The organism is Streptacidiphilus anmyonensis, assembly GCF_000787855.1.
Taxonomy (GTDB): Bacteria; Actinomycetota; Actinomycetes; order Streptomycetales; family Streptomycetaceae; genus Streptacidiphilus; species Streptacidiphilus anmyonensis.
Genome location: NZ_BBPQ01000002.1, coordinates 380,903 through 398,202, shown reverse-complemented (window position 1 = coordinate 398,202; position 17,300 = coordinate 380,903). Strand labels below are relative to the sequence as shown.

Sequence of the window (17,300 nt, the reverse complement as noted above, 5' to 3'; positions counted from 1 at the left end):
GGTACCCACGCCGATTCCGCGGTTAACCTGAGCGAGTGAGCGAGAGCTACCCGGCCTACTGGGAGGCCGACATCGTGCTGCGCGACGGCGGCACGGCCCGGATCCGCCCGATCGTCCCCGACGACGCGGACCGTCTCGTCGCCTTCTACCAGCGCGTCTCCGACCAGTCGAAGTACTACCGCTTCTTCGCTCCGTACCCGCGGCTGTCCGCCAAGGACGTCCGGCACTTCACCCATCACGACTTCGTCGACCGGGTGGGCCTGGCCGCACTGGTCAACGACCAGTTCATCGCGACCGTCCGCTACGACCGCATCGACGCCTCCGGCCGCCCCTCCGGCTCCGGCACCGAGGCCGAGGTGGCCTTCCTCGTGCAGGACGCGCACCAGGGCCGGGGCCTCGCCTCCGCGCTGCTGGAGCACATCGCCGCGACCGCCCGCGAGCGCGGCATCCGCCGCTTCGTGGCCGAGGTGCTGCCTGAGAACCGCAAGATGGCCAAGGTCTTCACCGAGGCCGGCTACACCCAGCAGCGCAGCTTCACCGACGGCGTGCTGCACTTCGAGTTCGACCTCGCGCCCACTGAGGAGTCCCTCGCGGTCATGCGCGCCCGCGAGCACCGGGCCGAGGCGCGCTCCATGCAGCGGCTGCTCGCGCCGCGCTCCGTCGCCGTGATCGGCGCGGGACGCAACCCCGTCGGAGTCGGCCGCACGCTGCTGCGCAACCTGCTGGCCGGCGGATTCACCGGACCCCTCTACGCGATCAACCCGGCCGCCGCCGATCCCGCGACGGGCCTTCGCGAGCTCGACGGCGTGCCCGTCCACGCCTCCATCGCCGACGTGGCGGACCCGGTCGACCTGGCCGTGGTCGCCGTCCCCGCCGAGCAGGTCCCCGACGTGGTGGCCGACTGCGGCGCGGCCGGGGTGCGCGGGCTCGTCGTGATCACCGCCGGGTACGCCGAGACCGGTCTCGACGGCCGGGCCCGCCAGCGCGAACTGGTCCGGCAGGCGCGGGCGGCGGGCATGCGCGTGCTCGGGCCCAACGCCTTCGGGGTGATCAACACCGATCCGGAGGTCCGGCTCGACGCCTCCCTCTCCCCGCAGCTGCCCCGGCGCGGGCCGCTCGGGATCTTCACGCAGTCCGGCGCGATCGGCGCGGCCCTGCTGGAGGCCGCGCACCGGCGCGGCCTCGGCATCTCCGCGTTCGCCTCCGTGGGCAACCGCGCGGACGTCTCAGGGAACGACCTGCTCCAGTTCTTCGAGGAGGACGAAGCCACCGGCGTCGCCCTGCTCTACCTGGAGTCCTTCGGCAACCCGCGCAAGTTCAGCCGCCTGGCGCGGCGGGTGGCCGCGCGCAAGCCGCTGGTGGTGGTGAAGGGCGGCCGCGACACCCGCAGCATCCCCGCCGGACACGCGGCGGCGATCACCCGCATCGCCGACTCGACGGTCGACACGCTCTTCGAGCAGGCCGGGGTGATCCGCGTCGACACCATCACCGAGCTGTACGACGCCGCCGACCTGCTCGCCCACCAGCCGCTTCCCGCGGGGCCGCGCATCGCGATCGTCGGCAACTCCGACTCCCTCGGCCTGCTCACCCACGACGTGGCGCTGGGCATCGGCCTTCGGCCGCTGCTGCCGCACGACCTCACCACGAGCGCCACCCCCGACGACTTCCGCCGCGGCCTGCGCGCCGCGATCGATCGCCCGGACAGCGACGCCGTCGTCGCCGTCGTCATCCCCCCGATCGGCGCGGGGGGCTTCCCCAGCTTCCCGGGCTCCGGGCTGATCAGCCGCACCAACCCGTCCCCGCTGGCCGTTACCCCGCCCCTCGACCTCGGCCCCCTCGCCGCCGCCCTCCGCGACAGCGCCGACCGCGCCCGCAGGGCGGCCAAGCCGCTGATCATCGTCCACCTCGCCCTCCCCGCCCTCGTCGACCAGGTCAACACCCCCTCCGGCGACAGCCCGAGCGACCCCGCCGCCGGGGGCGCGGGTAACAGGGTTGGTGTGCCGGGCGTCGGAGCGGCAGCCGCTCCCAGCCCTGGCGGCTCCGCCGGCGACAGCCCGAGCGATGCCAGCGTTGGGGGAACGGCGGGCGTGGGCGTGCCGTCGGGTGCCACCTCCCCGGCACCGACGCCCGGCGGCTCGGCCGCCGCAGGTGAGGGTGTTGCTGACGGCCGTGCGCCGGGCGCGGGATCGGCAGCCGCTTCTGACTCCGGCGGCTCCGCCGCAGCGCCGAGCGACGCCGGCGGTGCGAGGGCGGCCGGCGCGGGGATGCCCCAGGGCTCCGCCGGCGACAGCCCGAGCGAGGCCGGCGTTGGGGGAACGGCGGATGGCGGTGCGGGGGACGTCCCCGGAGTCGTCTTCGGCGGGACCGCCGAAGGGCGGGTGCCCGGGTATCCGAGGCCGGAGCGGGCGGTGCGGGCGTTGGCGCACGCGACGCGGTACGCCCAGTGGCGGGCGCGGAGCGCCGAGCCGCGGACGATCCCCGAGTTCGAGGACGTCGCCGCGCAGCAGGCGCGGGTGATCGTCGCCGAGGCGCTCGGCCGGGGCAGGGACGCCGTGCTCGACGCGGCCACCGTCGCCCGGCTGCTCGCCTGCTACGGGGTGCACGTCGAGGCCGGGGCGCAGGACGATGCCGACGCCCGGCAGCCGCACGACGGCGTCTTCGTGGACACGACCGTGTCCGCCTCCGTCGATCCGGCCGTCGGCGCGATCCTCTCCTTCGGGCTCGCGGGCGTCGCCTCCGAGCTGCTCGGGGACGTCGCGCACCGGTTGATTCCGGCCACGGAGCCCGAGGCCGCCTCGCTGATCCGGGAGATCAAGGCCGCGCCGCTCCTCTTCGGCTGGCGCGGGTCGGAGCCGGTCGACACCGCTGCCCTGGAGCAGCTCCTGCTGCGCGTCTCACAGCTCGTGGACGACCTGCCGGAGGTGGCCTCGCTCACGATGGAACCGGTGCGAGTGGGGCGCAAGGGCCTCGCGGTGCTGGCTGCGGACGTCCGTCTGGCCCGGCTGCCCGCGCGGACCGATCTCGGACCGCGCGCGCTGGCGTGAGCCGGGCCCGGGTCATGCCAGGATGGTAGGTATGGCGAAGACCGGTACGACGACCACCACCCAGGGGCTGCGCTCCGCGATCGAGCGCAGCGGCTACTACCCGACCCTCGTTTCCGAGGCCGTCGAGCAGGCCGTGGGCAGCGAGAGCGTCGAGGCCTTCCTGGTGCACCAGGAGACCACCTTCGACGCCAACGAGGTCCGCCGCCACGTGACCGTGCTGGTGCTGACCGACACCCGCTTCATCGTCAGCCACACCGACGAGCAGGGGGCCGACGACTCCTCCCCGGTGCCGTACGCGACGACCTCCACCGAGAGCGTCAAGATCGGCCGGATCTCGTCGGTCGTCGTCAGCCGTGTCGTCGCCAACCCGGAGACCTACGTGCGCGGCTCGCTGCCGCGCGAGGTGGTGCTCACCATCGGCTGGGGCGCGGTCTCCCGGATCGACCTGGAGCCGGCCGCCTGCGGCGACCCGAACTGCGACGCCGACCACGGCTACACCGGCTCGACCACCGCCGACGACCTCTCGCTGCGGGTCAGCGAGGCGGGCGACGGCCCGGAGACGGTCGCCCAGGCGCTCGCCTTCGCCCGGGCCCTGTCCGAGGCCACGGCGAGCACCGCGGACTGACGACCCCGACCGCCGCCCTGCCGCCGTCCGTCCGCGCCCGCCCGCGACTGTCCGCGCCTGTCCGCGTCCCGTAGAAACGACTTGATGACTCTCCCTCACACCGCCGCGCCGGTCCCCGCCTACGGCTCGGCCGCCCTCGCGGACGTCCTGCCCGCGGTCGCGGCCGGTCTCGGGCTGACCGAGGCCGACGGCGTGCCCACGACCGGCCTGCGGCTGCCCGCCGCCGACCGCGTCTGCGTCTTCCTGATCGACGGCCTGGGCTGGGAGCTGCTGCGCAGCCACCCGGACGAGGCGCCGTTCCTCACCTCGCTGCTGCCGAGCTCGCTCGCGGGCAGCGGGCGTCCGCTGACCGCGGGGTTCCCGGCGACCACCGCGACCAGCCTGGCGTCCTTCGGCACCGGCCGTCCGCCCGGCGAGCACGGCCTGGCCGGCTACCTGGTCCGCATTCCGGGCGAGCGGCGGCTGATGAACCAGCTGCGCTGGCAGCCGCACGTGACCCCGCGCACCTGGCAGCCGTACCCGACGGTCTTCCAGCGGACCCACGCGCACGGCGTGGCGACCAGCCAGGTCTCCTCGCCGACCTTCGAGTTCACCCCGCTCACCGAGGTCGCGCTCTCGGGCGGCGAGTTCGTCGGCCGGCTCACCGGCGAGGAGCGGATGGACCTGGCCGCCGAGCGCCTGGCCGCCGCCGACCGGGCGCTCGTCTACACCTACTACAGCGAGCTCGACGGCATGGGGCACCGCCACGGCGCCGCCTCCGACGCCTGGCGCGGCCAGCTGATGGCCGTCGACCGGCTCGCCCAGCGCCTCGCCGAGCAACTGCCGCCGCGCTCCGCGCTCTACATCACCGCCGACCACGGCATGGTCGACGTGCCGACGGACCCGGCCGCCGGAGCGCGCATCGACATGGACGCGCCGGAGCAGGAGGACCTGCGCGCGGGCATGCTGCTGCTCGGCGGCGAGGGCCGCGCCCGGCACCTCTACGCCCAGCCCGGCGCCGAGGCCGACCTGCTCGCCGCCTGGCGCGAGCGGCTCGGGGACCGCTTCTGGATCGCCTCCCGCGAGGAGGCGATCGAAGCCGGCTGGTTCGGCCCCGTCGTCGAGGACCGGGTTCGCGGACGCATCGGCGACGTCGTCGCCGTCGCCGCGTCCGACGCCGCCGTCACCGCGACCCGCCGCGAGCCGGGGGAGTCGTCGATGGTCGGCATGCACGGCTCGCTGCTCGACTCCGAACTGCTGGTGCCGCTGCTGGAGGTGCGCCGTGCCTGAGTTGGTCTTCTTCTCCGGGACCATGGACTGCGGCAAGTCCACGCTGGCGCTGCAGATGGACCACAACCACCGCGCCCGCGGGCGCCGGGGCGTCATCTTCACCCGCAACGACCGCGCCGGCTCGGCCACCCTGTCCAGCAGGCTCGGCCTCAGCACCCAGGCCGTCGAGGTCCGCGACGGACTCGACTTCCACCACTACGTGGTCAAGCTGCTCTCGGCCGGCGAGCGGATCGACTACCTGATCTGCGACGAGGCCCAGTTCTTCGAGTCGCACCAGGTCGACCAGCTGGCCCGCGTCGTGGACGACCTCGCGATCGACGTCTACACCTTCGGCATCACCACGGACTTCCGCACCCGGCTCTTCCCCGGCTCGGCGCGGCTGATCGAACTCGCCGACCGGGTCGAGGTGCTCCAGGTCGAGGCCCTGTGCTGGTGCGGCGCGCGGGCGACGCACAACGCGCGCACGGTGGGCGGCGTGATGGTGGTCGAGGGCGCGCAGGTCGTCGTCGGCGACGTGGTCGTCAACGAGGACCAGATCGGCTACGAGGTGCTGTGCCGTAGACACCACCGCAAGCGCATGACCTCCGCGACGGCCCGCGCCGGCGCCCTCTCCCCGGACGTGCTGCCCTTCGACGGCGTGTCACCGATCCCGGGGCAGCAGCACAGCTGAGGCTGCCGCCCCTGGGAGACGCCGGAAACGCTGCACAAACGCGGCTCGGATCGGAGGCTCCGCCGCGCGGTCGCGTCCTGCCTCGAGCCCTCGCCCCGCCCCACGCCTTGCCGGTCGGCCGCGGCGCTCGTCTCAGCCCGCGGCTACGGGGCGTTCCCATGGAGCCCGCCCCGCACCCTGACCGGCGGTCAGATCAGCTCGACGAGCTCCTCCTTGGTGGCCCGCGCGGCCGACGCCGCGAACGGCAGGCCGTCCAGGGTCCAGTGGCGGTCCGGGGTGAGGCCGAGGGAGGCGAAGACCTGCGGGACGACGTCGACGTGGCGCAGCGGGGCGGTGATCGCGCCGGGGGTGAACTCCGGTCCGCTGCAGGCGATCCAGGCCGTGCGCTCGAGCACGCTGTCGCCGCCGTGGCCGCCCTCGTCGACGTGCCCGTGGTCGGTGACGACGATGACGGTCCAGTCCTCCTCGGCGTAGGCGGGCCGGGAGCGGACCGCGTCGAGGAGACGTCCGAGGCGCTCGTCCGCGCGCAGGACCGCGTCGCGGTAGTCCGCGCCGCAGCCGCGCAGGTGCGCGGTCTCGTCGACGGCGCCCAGATAGACGAAGGACGCCTCCGGGTCCTCCTCGCGCAGGACGGTCACCGCGTCGCGGACCATCCGCTCGTCGACGGCCTCCCAGTCCTCGCACGTCTCCGCGGCCGGGGCGACGAAGCTCAGGCGGCCGGGCCCGTTGAACAGCGGGCCGCCGCTGCGCGCCAGCACCAGCGGCTCCCAGGCGGCCGCGACGTACGTGCGGCGGCCGAAGCCGTGGCTGAGACGGGTGAGGAAGTCGGGGAAGACGGCCAGGCGGTGGCCGGTGAAGTCGTTGTTCCACACCGCGTGCTTGGTGACGTGGACGCCGGTGGCGATCGTGGCCCAGCAGGGGCCGGACATGGTCGGGGTACCGGCGTCGATCACGACCGGCGCCAGGAAGCCGGCGTCGGCGACCTCGTCCAGGCGGGGCGTGTCCAGTTCGGCCAGGACGTCGAGGCGGACGCCGTCGATGCCGACGACGAGGACCCGGCGGGCGCGCTCGTGGCGGTCGGACTGGTGCGGAAGTGGCATGCGGTGCCCCTGAGCTGGGTCGTGCGAACGGTTCCCGTCACCCTAACGGGGGACGTGGTCGCGTGTGGGCGCGTACCACACCTCAGCGCCGATGAACTTGTCGGGACAAGTCGGTGAACACCCAGGGCCGCCGCGCCCGTTCAGACCTCCGAGAGCCGCACGAGCGCGAACGGACCGCCCTGCGGGTCGCGCAGGAACGCGACCTCGCCGTAGCGCGCCGGCGGAAACGACCGCTCCAGGCTGCCGCCGAGTTCCAGCGCCGACTTGACCGCCATGCCGAGGTCGGCGACGGCGAAGTAGACGCGCCAGCGCGGACGCGGGTCCTCCGGGTCGGCCGCGCGGATGCCCGCGACGCGGTGGCCGCCGTAGCGCAGCAGTATGGCGTCCTCGTCGCGGCCGATCTGGGCGCGGCCCTCCTCGACGGCCGCCAGCCCGAAGACCTTGGCGTAGAAGTCGGCCGCGTCCAGGACCGAGGGCGTGCGCAGCTCGCTCCAGACCACCGCGCCCGGCACGCGCCGCACCTGCCAACCGTCGTGCCCGCGGGGCTCCCACGCGCCGAAGACGGCGCCGCCGGGATCCGCGGCGACCACGAGGCGTCCGGCGTCGGCCGAGTCCAGCGGGCCGAGCGCGACCGTGCCGCCGCAGTCACGGATCCGGTTCGCCACCTCGTCCGCGCTGTCCACGGAGAAGTAGGTGATCCAGTCGACCGGGAAGCCGGCTGTCTCCTCGAACTGCCCGATCCCGGCGACGAGGAGCCCGTCCAGCGTCGCCCGCACGTAGGGGCCGAGCCGGTCGGGGCCGCCCTGGTACTCCCAGCCGAGCAGGGCCGAGTAGTACGCGCAGGCCGCGTGGAGGTCATGTGCCATCAGGCTCACCCAGCAGGGGGTCCCCTGCGGCTGCCGCAAGCTCTCACTCACGCCCCCGATGCTCCCACCCTTGGCCCGTCCGCGCTGGCGTTGGCACGACAATGTCCCTATGAATGAGCCTGCCACCACTCTGGTCTCCCCGGCCGGTCTCGCGGACCTGCTCGCCGGGGAGCAGCCGCCGACGCTGCTCGACGTCCGCTGGAGCCTCGGCGGTCCGCCGGGGGACGAGGAGTACGCCAAGGGGCATCTGCCGGGTGCGCACTACGTCGACCTCGACCGCGAACTGGCCGCCGCGCCGGGCGTGGCGGGCCGTCATCCGCTGCCCTCGCCCGAGGTGCTCCAGACCGCGCTGCGTCGCGCCGGCGTCCGCGCGGACCGGGAGGTCGTCGTGTACGACGCGGCCACCTCGATGTCGGCGGCCCGCGCCTGGTGGCTGCTGCGCTGGGCCGGGCACCCGCGCGTGCGCGTGCTGGACGGCGGCCTCCAGGCGTGGACCGAGGCCGGCCTCGCGCTGTCGACGGCGGAGCCGTCGCACGGGGAGGGCGACTTCACCGTCGTGCCGGGCGGGCTCCCGACGATCGACGCCGACGGCGCGGCGGGCTGGCCCGAGAGCGACGCCGCGCGCGTCCTGCTCGACGCGCGCGCGGGCGAGCGCTACCGCGGCGAGACCGAACCCGTCGACCCCCGGGCCGGCCACATCCCCGGTGCGCTGTCCGCCCCGACGTCGGACAACGTGGACGCCTCCGGCCGCTTCCTGCCCACGGCGGACCTCGCCGCGCGCTTCCGCACGCTGGGCGCGACGCCGGACACGGACATCGCGGTCTACTGCGGCTCGGGCGTGACGGCGGCTCACACCGTCCTCGCCCTCGCACTCGCGGGCCTGCCCGCCACGCTCTACCCGGGCAGCTGGAGCGAATGGTCCAACGACCCCGCCCGCCCGGCCGCTGTCGGCCCGGACCCGCGCTGACGCGCCTTCAGGAGCTGTCCAGGGGGTGCGAGGCTTCGCCGAGCTGTGGCTCTTCCCCGGCCTCCGGCCGGGAGGCGCCCCCGGTGTGGGCGCGAGCAGCCAACCGATGAGCGGGACCCCGTACGGCGTGGACCACCTGCTCGTCAGTGGTGGCTCACGCGCATGCGGCGGAGCCTCGCGCCCCTGGACCGTGCAACGACCCGAAGGGACGGACGGCCGCCGCCTGTGAAGCCGGTCAGTCCTGCTTCTTGCGGCGGGTGCCGAAGACGATCTCGTCCCAGCTCGGCACGGCCGCCCTGCGGCCGGGGCGGACGCCGTCCGCCTCGGCCTGGCGGTCGGTGGAGCCGATGAGGCGGTCGCGGTGGGGCGTGGCCATGCGGGGCATGAGGACGTCGGCGTAGGCCGCGCCCGCGCCCGCGGCGGCCGCAGCGGGCGGCACCTCCGTCTCCTCGGCCAGCGAGGACTCGTCCGGCAGCGCGGACGGCAGCGCGGACGGCAGCGCCGTCGGCACGGCGTCGAGGTCGAGGAAGTCCACGGAGTCCAGCTGGTCCGCGACGCTCGACGCGGAGGCGGACGCCGAGGCAGCCGCCGGCGCGCTCGGCTCGGGGGCGCGCTCGACGCGCTCCACCCGCTCGACGCGCTCCACCCGCTCCACGCGGTCGAGCGACGGGCGCTCCAGCGAGAGCCGCTCCAGCGGCGGACGCTCCGGGGCGAGCGGGCGCATGCCCATGCCCCGGTCGGCTCCGGGGAGGCGGGCGATGCGGGGGACGAACGGGTGCGTCGGCTCGGCCGCCAGCGCGGGCGACTCGCCGATCAGCGCGCGCGCCTCGTCGTCGCAGGGCTGCACCAGGCGGCGCGGCGGGTCGTAGGTCCACCGGGCCTGCCGGTTGGCCGAGTCCGCGCGGAAGCTGAGGATGATCTCCCAGGTGCCGTCGTCGCGACGGTACGAGTCCCAGACCGTGCTGTCCTTGTCCGCGCCGCGCAGCAGCAGACGCTCGGCGACGGCGTCGCCGAGCTGCGGGCCGGTGGACTCGCCGGCGCGGCGCACCGGGGTCTTCCGGGCGCGCTCGGCCATGAACGCGCGCTCGGCGAGGACGGGACCCTCGAAGCGGCGGACGCGCTCGACGGAGATGCCGGCCTGCTGCGCGACCTCCTCGGCCGTCGCACCGGCGCGGATGCGCGCCTGGATGTCGCGGGGGCGGAGGTGGCTCTCGACGTCGATCTGACCGAGGCGCGGCCGGTCGCCGCGGACGGCGGCGCGCAGCCGCTCGTCGATCGGAAGGAAGTATTCCGTCGAATCGGCAGCCTTGAGCACCAGCCGTGAGCCGTCATTGCTGACGGCTACGACGCGCAGTTCGGGCACGGTTACCTCCCGGGTGGTGCCTGCCGACGTCACCTGCGTCGCTGCTCCCGTAACGAGTGTGGCGTGCCGACGTCCCGGCGGACCACAACATTGCAGAGTTACCCGGCGGGTCAGCCTCGGTCCGCGACTCACCGTTATGGCACAGTTACTTCTTTTGACTGCCTGTCACTGTTCCATTGTTCCGACTCCCGGATCCGCGCCTTTCGCGGCGAGCACCCCGGGACGAGCCTCGCCGACTGCGCGCAGCCGGGCTTCACGCCACACTACTCCAAACGTGGCCCCCGGATGGTGCGGCTCGCGGCTCAAGTCTGCCCCGAATCGCTGGATTCTCAAGGGTCGCCACTCCGATGGCGGTCGTCCGCGCGGCTTACGGTGATCATCTTCACACATTTCGGCCATCCGGAACTGTGGGGTCCTTCGAACGGTCGTACCTGGTGCACTATGGACAAAGGCTGCATCGAGGGGCATTGATGGAGGATCTGGAAAATCAGGGCGGAAAGCCCGAGCGCAGGACCCTCGATCTGAGTCTCGCCCAGGTGGCCGCGAGCGCGCTCGCGGCGGTGGTCGGCGCGGTCCTCGCGTCCCAGTTGGGCGTCTACGGGACGATCCTGGGCGCGGCCGTGGTCAGCGTCGGCGCGACCACCGGGACGGCCGTGTTCCAGCACCTGTTCCGGCGCACCGGCGAGCAGTTGCGGGAGATGGCGACGACGCCGACGCCGATCGAACACGCGCTTCCGGCGGCGGGACCCGCCGGGGCGGAGGAGACGCAGGTCTTCGACCCGTTCGACCCGGGCGGCGAACACACGCGGATGATGGCGCGAATCAGCCCCCCTGACCAGGCCGAGGCCGTCGCCGTCTACCGTGGGCGCGCCAATCTCAAACCCAAGAGCTGGAGGGTCTACGCCGTCACGGCCGCGATCGTCTTCGCGCTCGCGATGGGCACCGTCGGCGTGATCGAACTGGCTTCCGGCAAGCCCGCGGCGAACCTCTTCGGGGGGACCGACGCGGGCGACGCCAAGCCGAAGGGCGGCACCTCGGCTCCTGTCGACCCGTCACCCGGCGCGTCCACCGGCCGCAGCGGCGGCGGACTCGGCGGCGGTGACGCGGAGAAGAGCGACAGCCGCACCGCGCCCGGCCCGGGCGTCTCGACGAGCCCGGACCCGAGCACCAGCAGCAGCACCGGCCCGCAGCCGGACCCGGCGACCCCGACGCCCACCCCGCACGACTCGACCGGCACGGGGGCCGGAGACTCGGGAGCCTCCGGCGGCTCCGGCGCGAGCCCGCAGCCCACGTCGTCGTCCTGAGCCGTCGGCTCTCTCCGCCCGCGTGCGGGGCTCAGTCGCCCAGGACGCGCCGCAGGTAGTCGTTGGCGAAGCGCCGGTCCGGGTCGACGCGGTCGCGCAGCGCGGTGAAGTCGCCGAAGCGCGGGTAGACGCCCGCGAGGTACTCCGCGTCGCGGGTGTGCAGCTTGCCCCAGTGCGGACGGCCCTGGTGGGCCGTCATGATCCGTTCCACCTCCGCGAAGTAACCCGGCTGCTCCGTGCCCCGGTACAGGTGCACGGCGATGTACGCCGTGTCGCGGCCGCTCGCGGTCGAGAGCCAGAGGTCGTCGGCGGGGGCGACGCGGACCTCGACGGGGAAGGAGATCTTCCAGTCCGAGCGCTCGATCCTGCCCTTGAGCTCGCGCAGCACCGTCGTGGCGGCCTCGCGCGGGACGGCGTACTCCATCTCGACGAAGCGGACCCGGCGCGGGCTGGTGAAGACCTTGTAGGAGGCGTCGGTGTAGGTCCGCTCCGACCAGGCCCGGCTGGAGATCTTCGCTATCGCGGGGATGGTCCTCGGGAAGGCCCGGCCGACCCGGCAGGCGCCCTCCCAGACGGTGTTGGAGACGAAGTCGTCGTCCAGCCAGCGCCGGAACTCCGGCAGCGGCGCGGCCGGGCCCGTGCTGCGGTTGTTGCGCTTGGTGGTGCAGCCCTCGGTGTGCGGGAACCAGTAGAACTCGAAGTGCTCGTTGTCGTCCGCCAGTTCGTCGAAGCGGCCGAGCACCTCGTCGAAGCGCATCGGCGCCTCCTGCGCCGTCAGCAGGAAGGCCGGTTCGACGCCGAAGGTGATCGCGCTGACGACGCCCAGCGCGCCGAGCCCCAGCCGCGCGCCCTGGAACAGCTCCGGGTTCTCCTCGGGGGAGCACCGCGCGACCGTGCCGTCGGCGAGGACGATCTCCAGTGCCCGGATCTGGGCGGCGATCGATCCGGAGGCGCGTCCGGTGCCGTGCGTGCCGGTGCCGGTCGCCCCGGCGACCGTCTGCACCATGATGTCGCCCATGTTGGTCAGGGCCAGGCCGGCCCGGTGCAGCAGCAGGTTCAGCCGCTCCAGCGGCAGGCCGGACTCGACGGTGACGGTGCCGTCCTCGCGGTCGATCCCGCGGACGGCGGTCAGGCCCTCCGGCCGGACCAGGACGCCGTCGGTCACGGCGATCGGGGTGAACGAGTGGCCGCTGCCGACGGCCTTGACCGGGAGCCCGTCGGCCGCGGCGGCGGTGACCGCCTCGGCCAGTTCCGCGACGGAGCCGGGTGTCACCACCCGGCTCGGGCGCGCGCTCTGGTTACCGGCCCAGTTGCTCCACAGGCTCGGCTGGGTCGTCCGACTCGACACGTGCACCCTCCCGCTGCTCCGGCGCCGACCGCAGTCGGCGGGACCCGAGGAACGCCGTGGCGACCGAGAGCCCCGCCGCGGCCACGGTCACCCAGTAGCCGCTGGAGGCGCCCGCGGCGTCCACCGTCCAGCCCGCGGCCGAGGAGCCAAAGGCCACCCCCACGGCCAGCCCGGTGGTGGTCCAGGTCATGCCCTCGGTCAGCTTGGCCGTCGGCACGATCCGTTCCACCAGCCCCATGGTGGTGACCATGGTGGGGGAGATGGACAGCCCGGCGACGAACAGCGCCACCGCCAGGGCCACGAGGTTCTTCACGAATAGGAGCGGCAGCATACTCACCGCCAGCGTGACGATCCCCACCAGGAACCGGCGCGAAAGCGGCCCCTTCAGCTTGAGGGCGCCGAAGACGATGCCGGCGACGCAGGAGCCGAGCGCGTAGATCGCCAGCACGACGGAGGAGAGCGCCTTGTGGTGCAGGTGGTCGGCGAAGGCCACGGTGACCACCTCGACGCTGCCGAAGACGGCGCCGACCCCGACGAAGGTGAGCACCAGCACCAGCAGTCCGCGCGTCCGCAGCGCGGACGTGCCGGCCGTCGCGTGGGCGTGCGGGTGGACGGGCGGCTCGGTGCGGCCCTGGGTGCAGAACAGCAGGGTGCCGACGGCCAGCAGGATCATCGCCGCCAGCGGCCCGGCCTCGGGGAACCAGGAGGTGGACAGGCCCACCGCCAGGATCGGCCCGACGATGAAGACGATCTCGTCGACGACCGACTCGAAGGAGTACGCGGTGTGCAGCAGCGGCGAGCCCTGGTAGAGGTTGGCCCAGCGGGCGCGCACCAGGGAGCCCATCGCGGGCATGCAGCCGACCACGGCGGCGCAGACGAAGAGCGTCCAGTCCGGTGCGCCGAGGCCGGCGCAGAGCAGCAGCGCGCCCATCGCGGCGACGGTGACGCCGGTGGCGCGCAGCGCGATCCGGCTCTGCCCGTAGCGGTCGACCAGCCGCGCCACCTGCGGTCCGAGCAGGGCCGCCGCGAGCGCGATGGTCGCCGAGACCGCGCCGCCGAGGGCGTAGTCGCCGCGCAGCGAGGACAGCATGGTCACCATGCCGATGCCCATCATCGACATGGGCATCCGCGCGATGAACCCGGCGGCGGAGAACGCGAGGCTGCCGGGAGCCTCGACGAAGATCCGCCGGTAGGCGGAGAGCGCGGACAACGCGGCGGGCACAGGATCTCCGTAAGGGATATGGGTGGTTTAGACAGCTTACGTGGCTCCCGGCGGGCCACGTAAGCGGATATCTCAGGGGTTGGGCAGGTTCTCGGCCGTGTAAAGATCGGGGCATGTCCGACGCGCATGCTCCGTACGACGCACTGCTCCTGCTCTCCTTCGGCGGCCCGGAGGGCCCCGAGGACGTCGTGCCCTTCCTGGAGAACGTGACCCGGGGACGCGGCATCCCCAAGGAGCGCCTGGCCGAGGTCGGGCAGCACTACTTCCTGTTCGGCGGCGTCAGCCCGATCAACGCCCAGAACCGCGAGCTGCTGGCGGCGCTGCGCGCCGACTTCGCCGACCACGGCCTGGACCTGCCGGTCTACTGGGGCAACCGGAACTGGGCCCCCTACCTGGTCGACACCCTGCGCGAGATGGCCGCCGACGGCCACCGCCGCGTCCTGGTCCTGGCCACCAGCGCCTACGCCAACTACTCCGGCTGCCGCCAGTACCGGGAGAACCTCGCCGCGGCGCTCACCGCGCTGCGCGAGGAGGGCGCGCCCGGCGCGGCCGAGCTGCGGGTGGACAAGCTGCGGCTCTTCTACAACCACCGGGGCTTCGTCGAGCCGATGACCGAGTCCACGCTGGCCGCGCTCGACTCCCTCCCCGAGGCGGTCCGCGCCGGCGCGCGCCTGGCCTTCACCACCCACTCCATCCCCGACGCGCTGGCCGACTCCTCGGGCGCCCCCGGCGACCCGGCGCGCGGCGCCCACGGCGGCGCCTACGTCGCCCAGCACCTCGAGGTCGCCCGCCTGATCGCCGAGGCCGTCGCCGGGGCGACCGGCGTGGCCGACCGCCCCTGGGAGCTCGTCTACCAGAGCCGCAGCGGCGCCCCGCACATCCCGTGGCTGGAACCCGACATCTGCGACCACCTGGAGGCCCAGCACGCGGACGGCGCGGCGGCGGTCGTCATGGTCCCGATCGGCTTCGTCTCCGACCACATGGAGGTCAAGTACGACCTCGACACCCAGGCCCGCGAGAAGGCCGAGGAGCTCGGCCTGCCCGTCGTCCGCGCCGCCACCGTCGGCGCGGACCCGCGCTTCGCCGCGGCGGTCCGCGACCTCGTCCTGGAGCGCGCCGCACGGACCCGCGGCGAGGCCGTGACGCCCTGCGCCCTCGGCGCCCTGGGCGCGTCCCACGACGTCTGCCCGGTCGGCTGCTGCCCGGCGGTCCGCGGCGCGTCCCCGGCCGCGGCGGGCGAGGACTGGACCGACTGACCCGGCGTCCGCTCCAGTCCGCTCCACCTCCCGTGTTTCTCGAAGGGGAACGCACCATGAGCACCATGACGGACCATCAACATCTGTACGCCGAACTCCTCGACGTCGCGGTCGAGGCCGCGTCCCGGGCCGGCGCGCTGCTGCGCGACGGCCGCCCGGCCGACCTCGGCGTCGCCGCGACGAAGAGCAGCGCGGTCGACGTGGTGACCGAGATGGACCTCGCCGCGGAGAAGCTGATCACCGAGCTGCTCGCCGAACGCCGCCCGGACGACGGGCTGTTGGGGGAGGAGGGCGCGTCCAGGGAGGGGACCAGTGGGGTCCGCTGGGTCATCGACCCGCTGGACGGGACGGTCAACTACCTCTACGGACTGCCCGCGTGGGCGGTCAGTATCGCCGCCGAGCTGGACGGCGAGGTGGTCGTCGGCGTCGTCGAGGTCCCGCCGCGCGGCGAGCGCGTGCACGCGGTGCGCGGCCAGGGCGCGCACCTGAACGGGCGCGCCCTCAGGGTCCGTACCGCGCCCCCGATGGACCGTGCGCTCATCGGCACGGGCTTCGGCTACCTCCAGCAGCGCCGCGCCCGCCAGGCGGAGGTGCTGGCCACCCTGCTGCCCCGGGTCCGCGACATCCGCCGCGGCGGGTCCGCGGCGGTGGACCTCTGCGACGTCGCCGCGGGACGCCTCGACGGCTACTACGAGCGCGGCCTCAACCCCTGGGACTACAGCGCGGGCGCGCTCATCGCCGCGGAGGCCGGCGCGCTGGTCTCCGGCCGACCGGGCCAGCCCGCCAGCCCCGAACTCACCGTCTCGGCCCCCACCGGCCTCTTCGAGCCCCTCCAAGCCGCCCTGGAGGCTCTCGGCGCCTGGCACGACTGAGCGGGCGCTCTGACGCGAGCCCGAAGCTCCAGCGCAGCCCCGGACCGAACCGCAGCCCAATCCGCACGACCCCGTGCCACCCCCCCGCCCCACCGACTCCGGCCCGAGGCGGGGCGACCGCCCCTTGGGCCCCCTGGGGCGCGCTTCCCGCGCCCGCGCGGCGGCTTGCGGCGGCTTGGGGCGGTGGTCGGGGCTCGCTCGGGGTTTCCGGGGCCGTGCGGGTCAGCGGTTCCGGGCTTCGGGCTGGGCGGCGGGACCTTGGGTCCCACGGGGCGTGCTTCCCGTGCCCGCGCAGCGGCCTGCGGCGATGGTCGGGTTCCCTCGGGGTTTCCGGGGTTGCGCCCGCGCAGTGCAGCGACTTGCGGCGACTTCCTGGCCGCGCAGCGCACTGCGCTCCCAGGGGGCGTGCTTCCCGTGCCGCGCAGCGGCTTGCGGCGGTGGTCGGGCTCGCTCGGGGCCAAGGCCATGCCCGCGCGGCGGAGCGGCTTGGGGCGGTGGTCGGGGCTCGCTTGGGGTTTCCGGGGCCGTGCGGGGCAGTGGTTTCGGGCTCCGGGCTGGGCGGCCGACCGTTGGGTCTCAGGAGGCGTGCTTCCCGTGCCCGCGCTGCGGCCTGCGTCGGCGGTCGGGCTCGCTCGGGGCCAGGGCCGCGCCCGCGCAGCGGCTCGCGGCGGCTTCCCTGGCCGCGCAGCGCACTGCGGCTCCGGGGCCCCTTGGGCGGGGCGGCCAGCCCTCGGCTTTCGCCGGGCGGGGGCCGCAAGCCCAAGGCCTCGAAGCCCCCTCGGCCCGCACACGAAGGCGCCCCGGACAGGGTCCGGGGCGGCGGCGGGGCGAGGGGTTGAGGTGGGCGAGGGCGGGTGGGTGGGTGGGCCGGGAAGGGTCAGGCCGCGGTGCGCGGAGCGGTCGGCATCAGTTCGATGCCGTGCTCCGCCGCGAGACGACGCAGGTCGTCAAGCTCGGACTGCTCGACCTCGGCCAGGAAGTCGTCCCCCGACTCCAGGGCCCGGTGCAGGTCCTGCTCGGCGTTGCGGATGCGCTGGAGGATGCCGGCGGTGAAGGCGTCCATAGGTTGACCCCCTTGATGGTGTCGTGGCGGCCCCGGGTTGCGGGGGGACCCGGCGCGGATGGCCGCACGGCGGGCGGGTGCGAAACACATGACACGCATGTGCCTGCAGCGCACATTGCGCTGGTGCATCGCGGGTGTAATCAGCGTCCTGCCCATGCGCCTGAGCGGGGAAACCTCGCCCGGGAAGCGATTTGCGTCACATCGGGGGCCAGACCGGTCACGCCCCGCTTACCAGTGCTTTACGGCGGGTCGAGGCAGGATGGAAGCCTGCCGGACACGGCGGGATGACTCCGTGCGCGCGCCCCATTCGGCGTGCGCCCCCCCCGAAAGG

14 protein-coding genes are annotated in these 17,300 nt (G+C 74.3%); 8 read left to right on the top strand and 6 right to left on the bottom strand.

Going from position 1 to position 17,300, the window contains the following annotated elements; genetic code table 11:
• Positions 1–35 precede the first annotated feature (35 nt).
• From TR50_RS04360 to TR50_RS04345, 4 genes are all read left to right on the top strand, one after another.
• The gene (locus tag TR50_RS04360) at positions 36–3,044 is read left to right on the top strand and encodes a GNAT family N-acetyltransferase (RefSeq protein ID WP_042414167.1); all 3,009 of its coding nucleotides are present in this window, start codon (positions 36–38) and stop codon (positions 3,042–3,044) included.
• A 31-nt stretch (positions 3,045–3,075) separates the two neighbouring features.
• Positions 3,076–3,669 carry a DUF5998 family protein gene (locus tag TR50_RS04355; RefSeq protein ID WP_042414164.1) on the top strand — a complete coding sequence of 198 codons (594 nt, stop codon included), beginning with the start codon at positions 3,076–3,078 and terminating at the stop codon, positions 3,667–3,669.
• Between the two features lie 84 nt (positions 3,670–3,753).
• Positions 3,754–4,938, top strand: a complete 1,185-nt coding sequence (locus tag TR50_RS04350; protein ID WP_042414161.1) for an alkaline phosphatase family protein — start codon at positions 3,754–3,756, stop codon at positions 4,936–4,938.
• Complete coding sequence (locus tag TR50_RS04345) at positions 4,931–5,608, top strand: thymidine kinase (RefSeq protein ID WP_042414158.1); 678 nt, start codon at positions 4,931–4,933, stop codon at positions 5,606–5,608. Before TR50_RS04350 ends, TR50_RS04345 begins: the two co-directional genes overlap by 8 nt.
• Before the next feature lie 188 nt (positions 5,609–5,796).
• Here TR50_RS04345 and TR50_RS04340 read toward each other — a convergent pair whose 3' ends face one another.
• Together TR50_RS04340 and TR50_RS04335 are read right to left on the bottom strand one after the other, a co-directional pair.
• On the bottom strand, positions 5,797–6,708 hold the full coding sequence (locus tag TR50_RS04340; RefSeq protein ID WP_042414156.1) for an alkaline phosphatase family protein: 912 nt from the start codon (positions 6,706–6,708) through the stop codon (positions 5,797–5,799).
• A gap of 140 nt (positions 6,709–6,848) precedes the next feature.
• Entirely contained in the window at positions 6,849–7,574 is a 726-nt protein-coding gene (locus tag TR50_RS04335) for a VOC family protein (protein WP_052440684.1), read from the bottom strand.
• 109 nt (positions 7,575–7,683) lie between these two features.
• Here TR50_RS04335 and TR50_RS04330 point away from each other — a divergent pair, with 109 nt between their 5' ends.
• Positions 7,684–8,541, top strand: a complete 858-nt coding sequence (locus TR50_RS04330; protein ID WP_042414150.1) for a sulfurtransferase — start codon at positions 7,684–7,686, stop codon at positions 8,539–8,541.
• Between the two features lie 235 nt (positions 8,542–8,776).
• Here the strand turns inward: TR50_RS04330 and sepH are convergent, their stop codons facing one another.
• Positions 8,777–9,937, bottom strand: coding sequence for a septation protein SepH (gene sepH / locus TR50_RS04325; RefSeq protein WP_084699721.1), 1,161 nt, complete (start codon positions 9,935–9,937; stop codon positions 8,777–8,779).
• A gap of 437 nt (positions 9,938–10,374) precedes the next feature.
• On the opposite strand from sepH, the gene TR50_RS04320 reads away from it, so the two are divergent.
• A complete protein-coding gene (locus TR50_RS04320) occupies positions 10,375–11,208 on the top strand; it encodes a hypothetical protein (protein WP_042414144.1) in 834 nt (277 codons plus the stop codon).
• Positions 11,209–11,239: 31 nt separating this feature from the next.
• On the opposite strand, the gene TR50_RS04315 is transcribed toward TR50_RS04320, so the two are convergent.
• Positions 11,240–12,562 (bottom strand): D-arabinono-1,4-lactone oxidase, encoded by a 1,323-nt coding sequence (locus TR50_RS04315; RefSeq protein WP_439654195.1) that lies wholly within the window; start codon positions 12,560–12,562, stop codon positions 11,240–11,242.
• Entirely contained in the window at positions 12,507–13,778 is a 1,272-nt protein-coding gene (locus TR50_RS04310) for an MFS transporter (RefSeq protein WP_236654257.1), read from the bottom strand. Before TR50_RS04310 ends, TR50_RS04315 begins: the two co-directional genes overlap by 56 nt.
• 113 nt (positions 13,779–13,891) lie before the next feature.
• Here TR50_RS04310 and TR50_RS04305 point away from each other — a divergent pair, with 113 nt between their 5' ends.
• Both TR50_RS04305 and TR50_RS04300 read left to right on the top strand, forming a co-directional pair.
• Entirely contained in the window at positions 13,892–15,034 is a 1,143-nt protein-coding gene (locus TR50_RS04305; protein WP_042414137.1) for a ferrochelatase, read from the top strand.
• 65 nt (positions 15,035–15,099) lie between these two features.
• A complete protein-coding gene (locus TR50_RS04300) occupies positions 15,100–15,906 on the top strand; it encodes an inositol monophosphatase family protein (protein ID WP_439654198.1) in 807 nt (268 codons plus the stop codon).
• Between the two features lie 877 nt (positions 15,907–16,783).
• On the opposite strand, the gene TR50_RS04295 is transcribed toward TR50_RS04300, so the two are convergent.
• Positions 16,784–16,969: a hypothetical protein gene (locus tag TR50_RS04295; protein WP_042363731.1), complete on the bottom strand. Its 186-nt coding sequence runs from the start codon at positions 16,967–16,969 to the stop codon at positions 16,784–16,786.
• Positions 16,970–17,300: the final 331 nt, after the last annotated feature.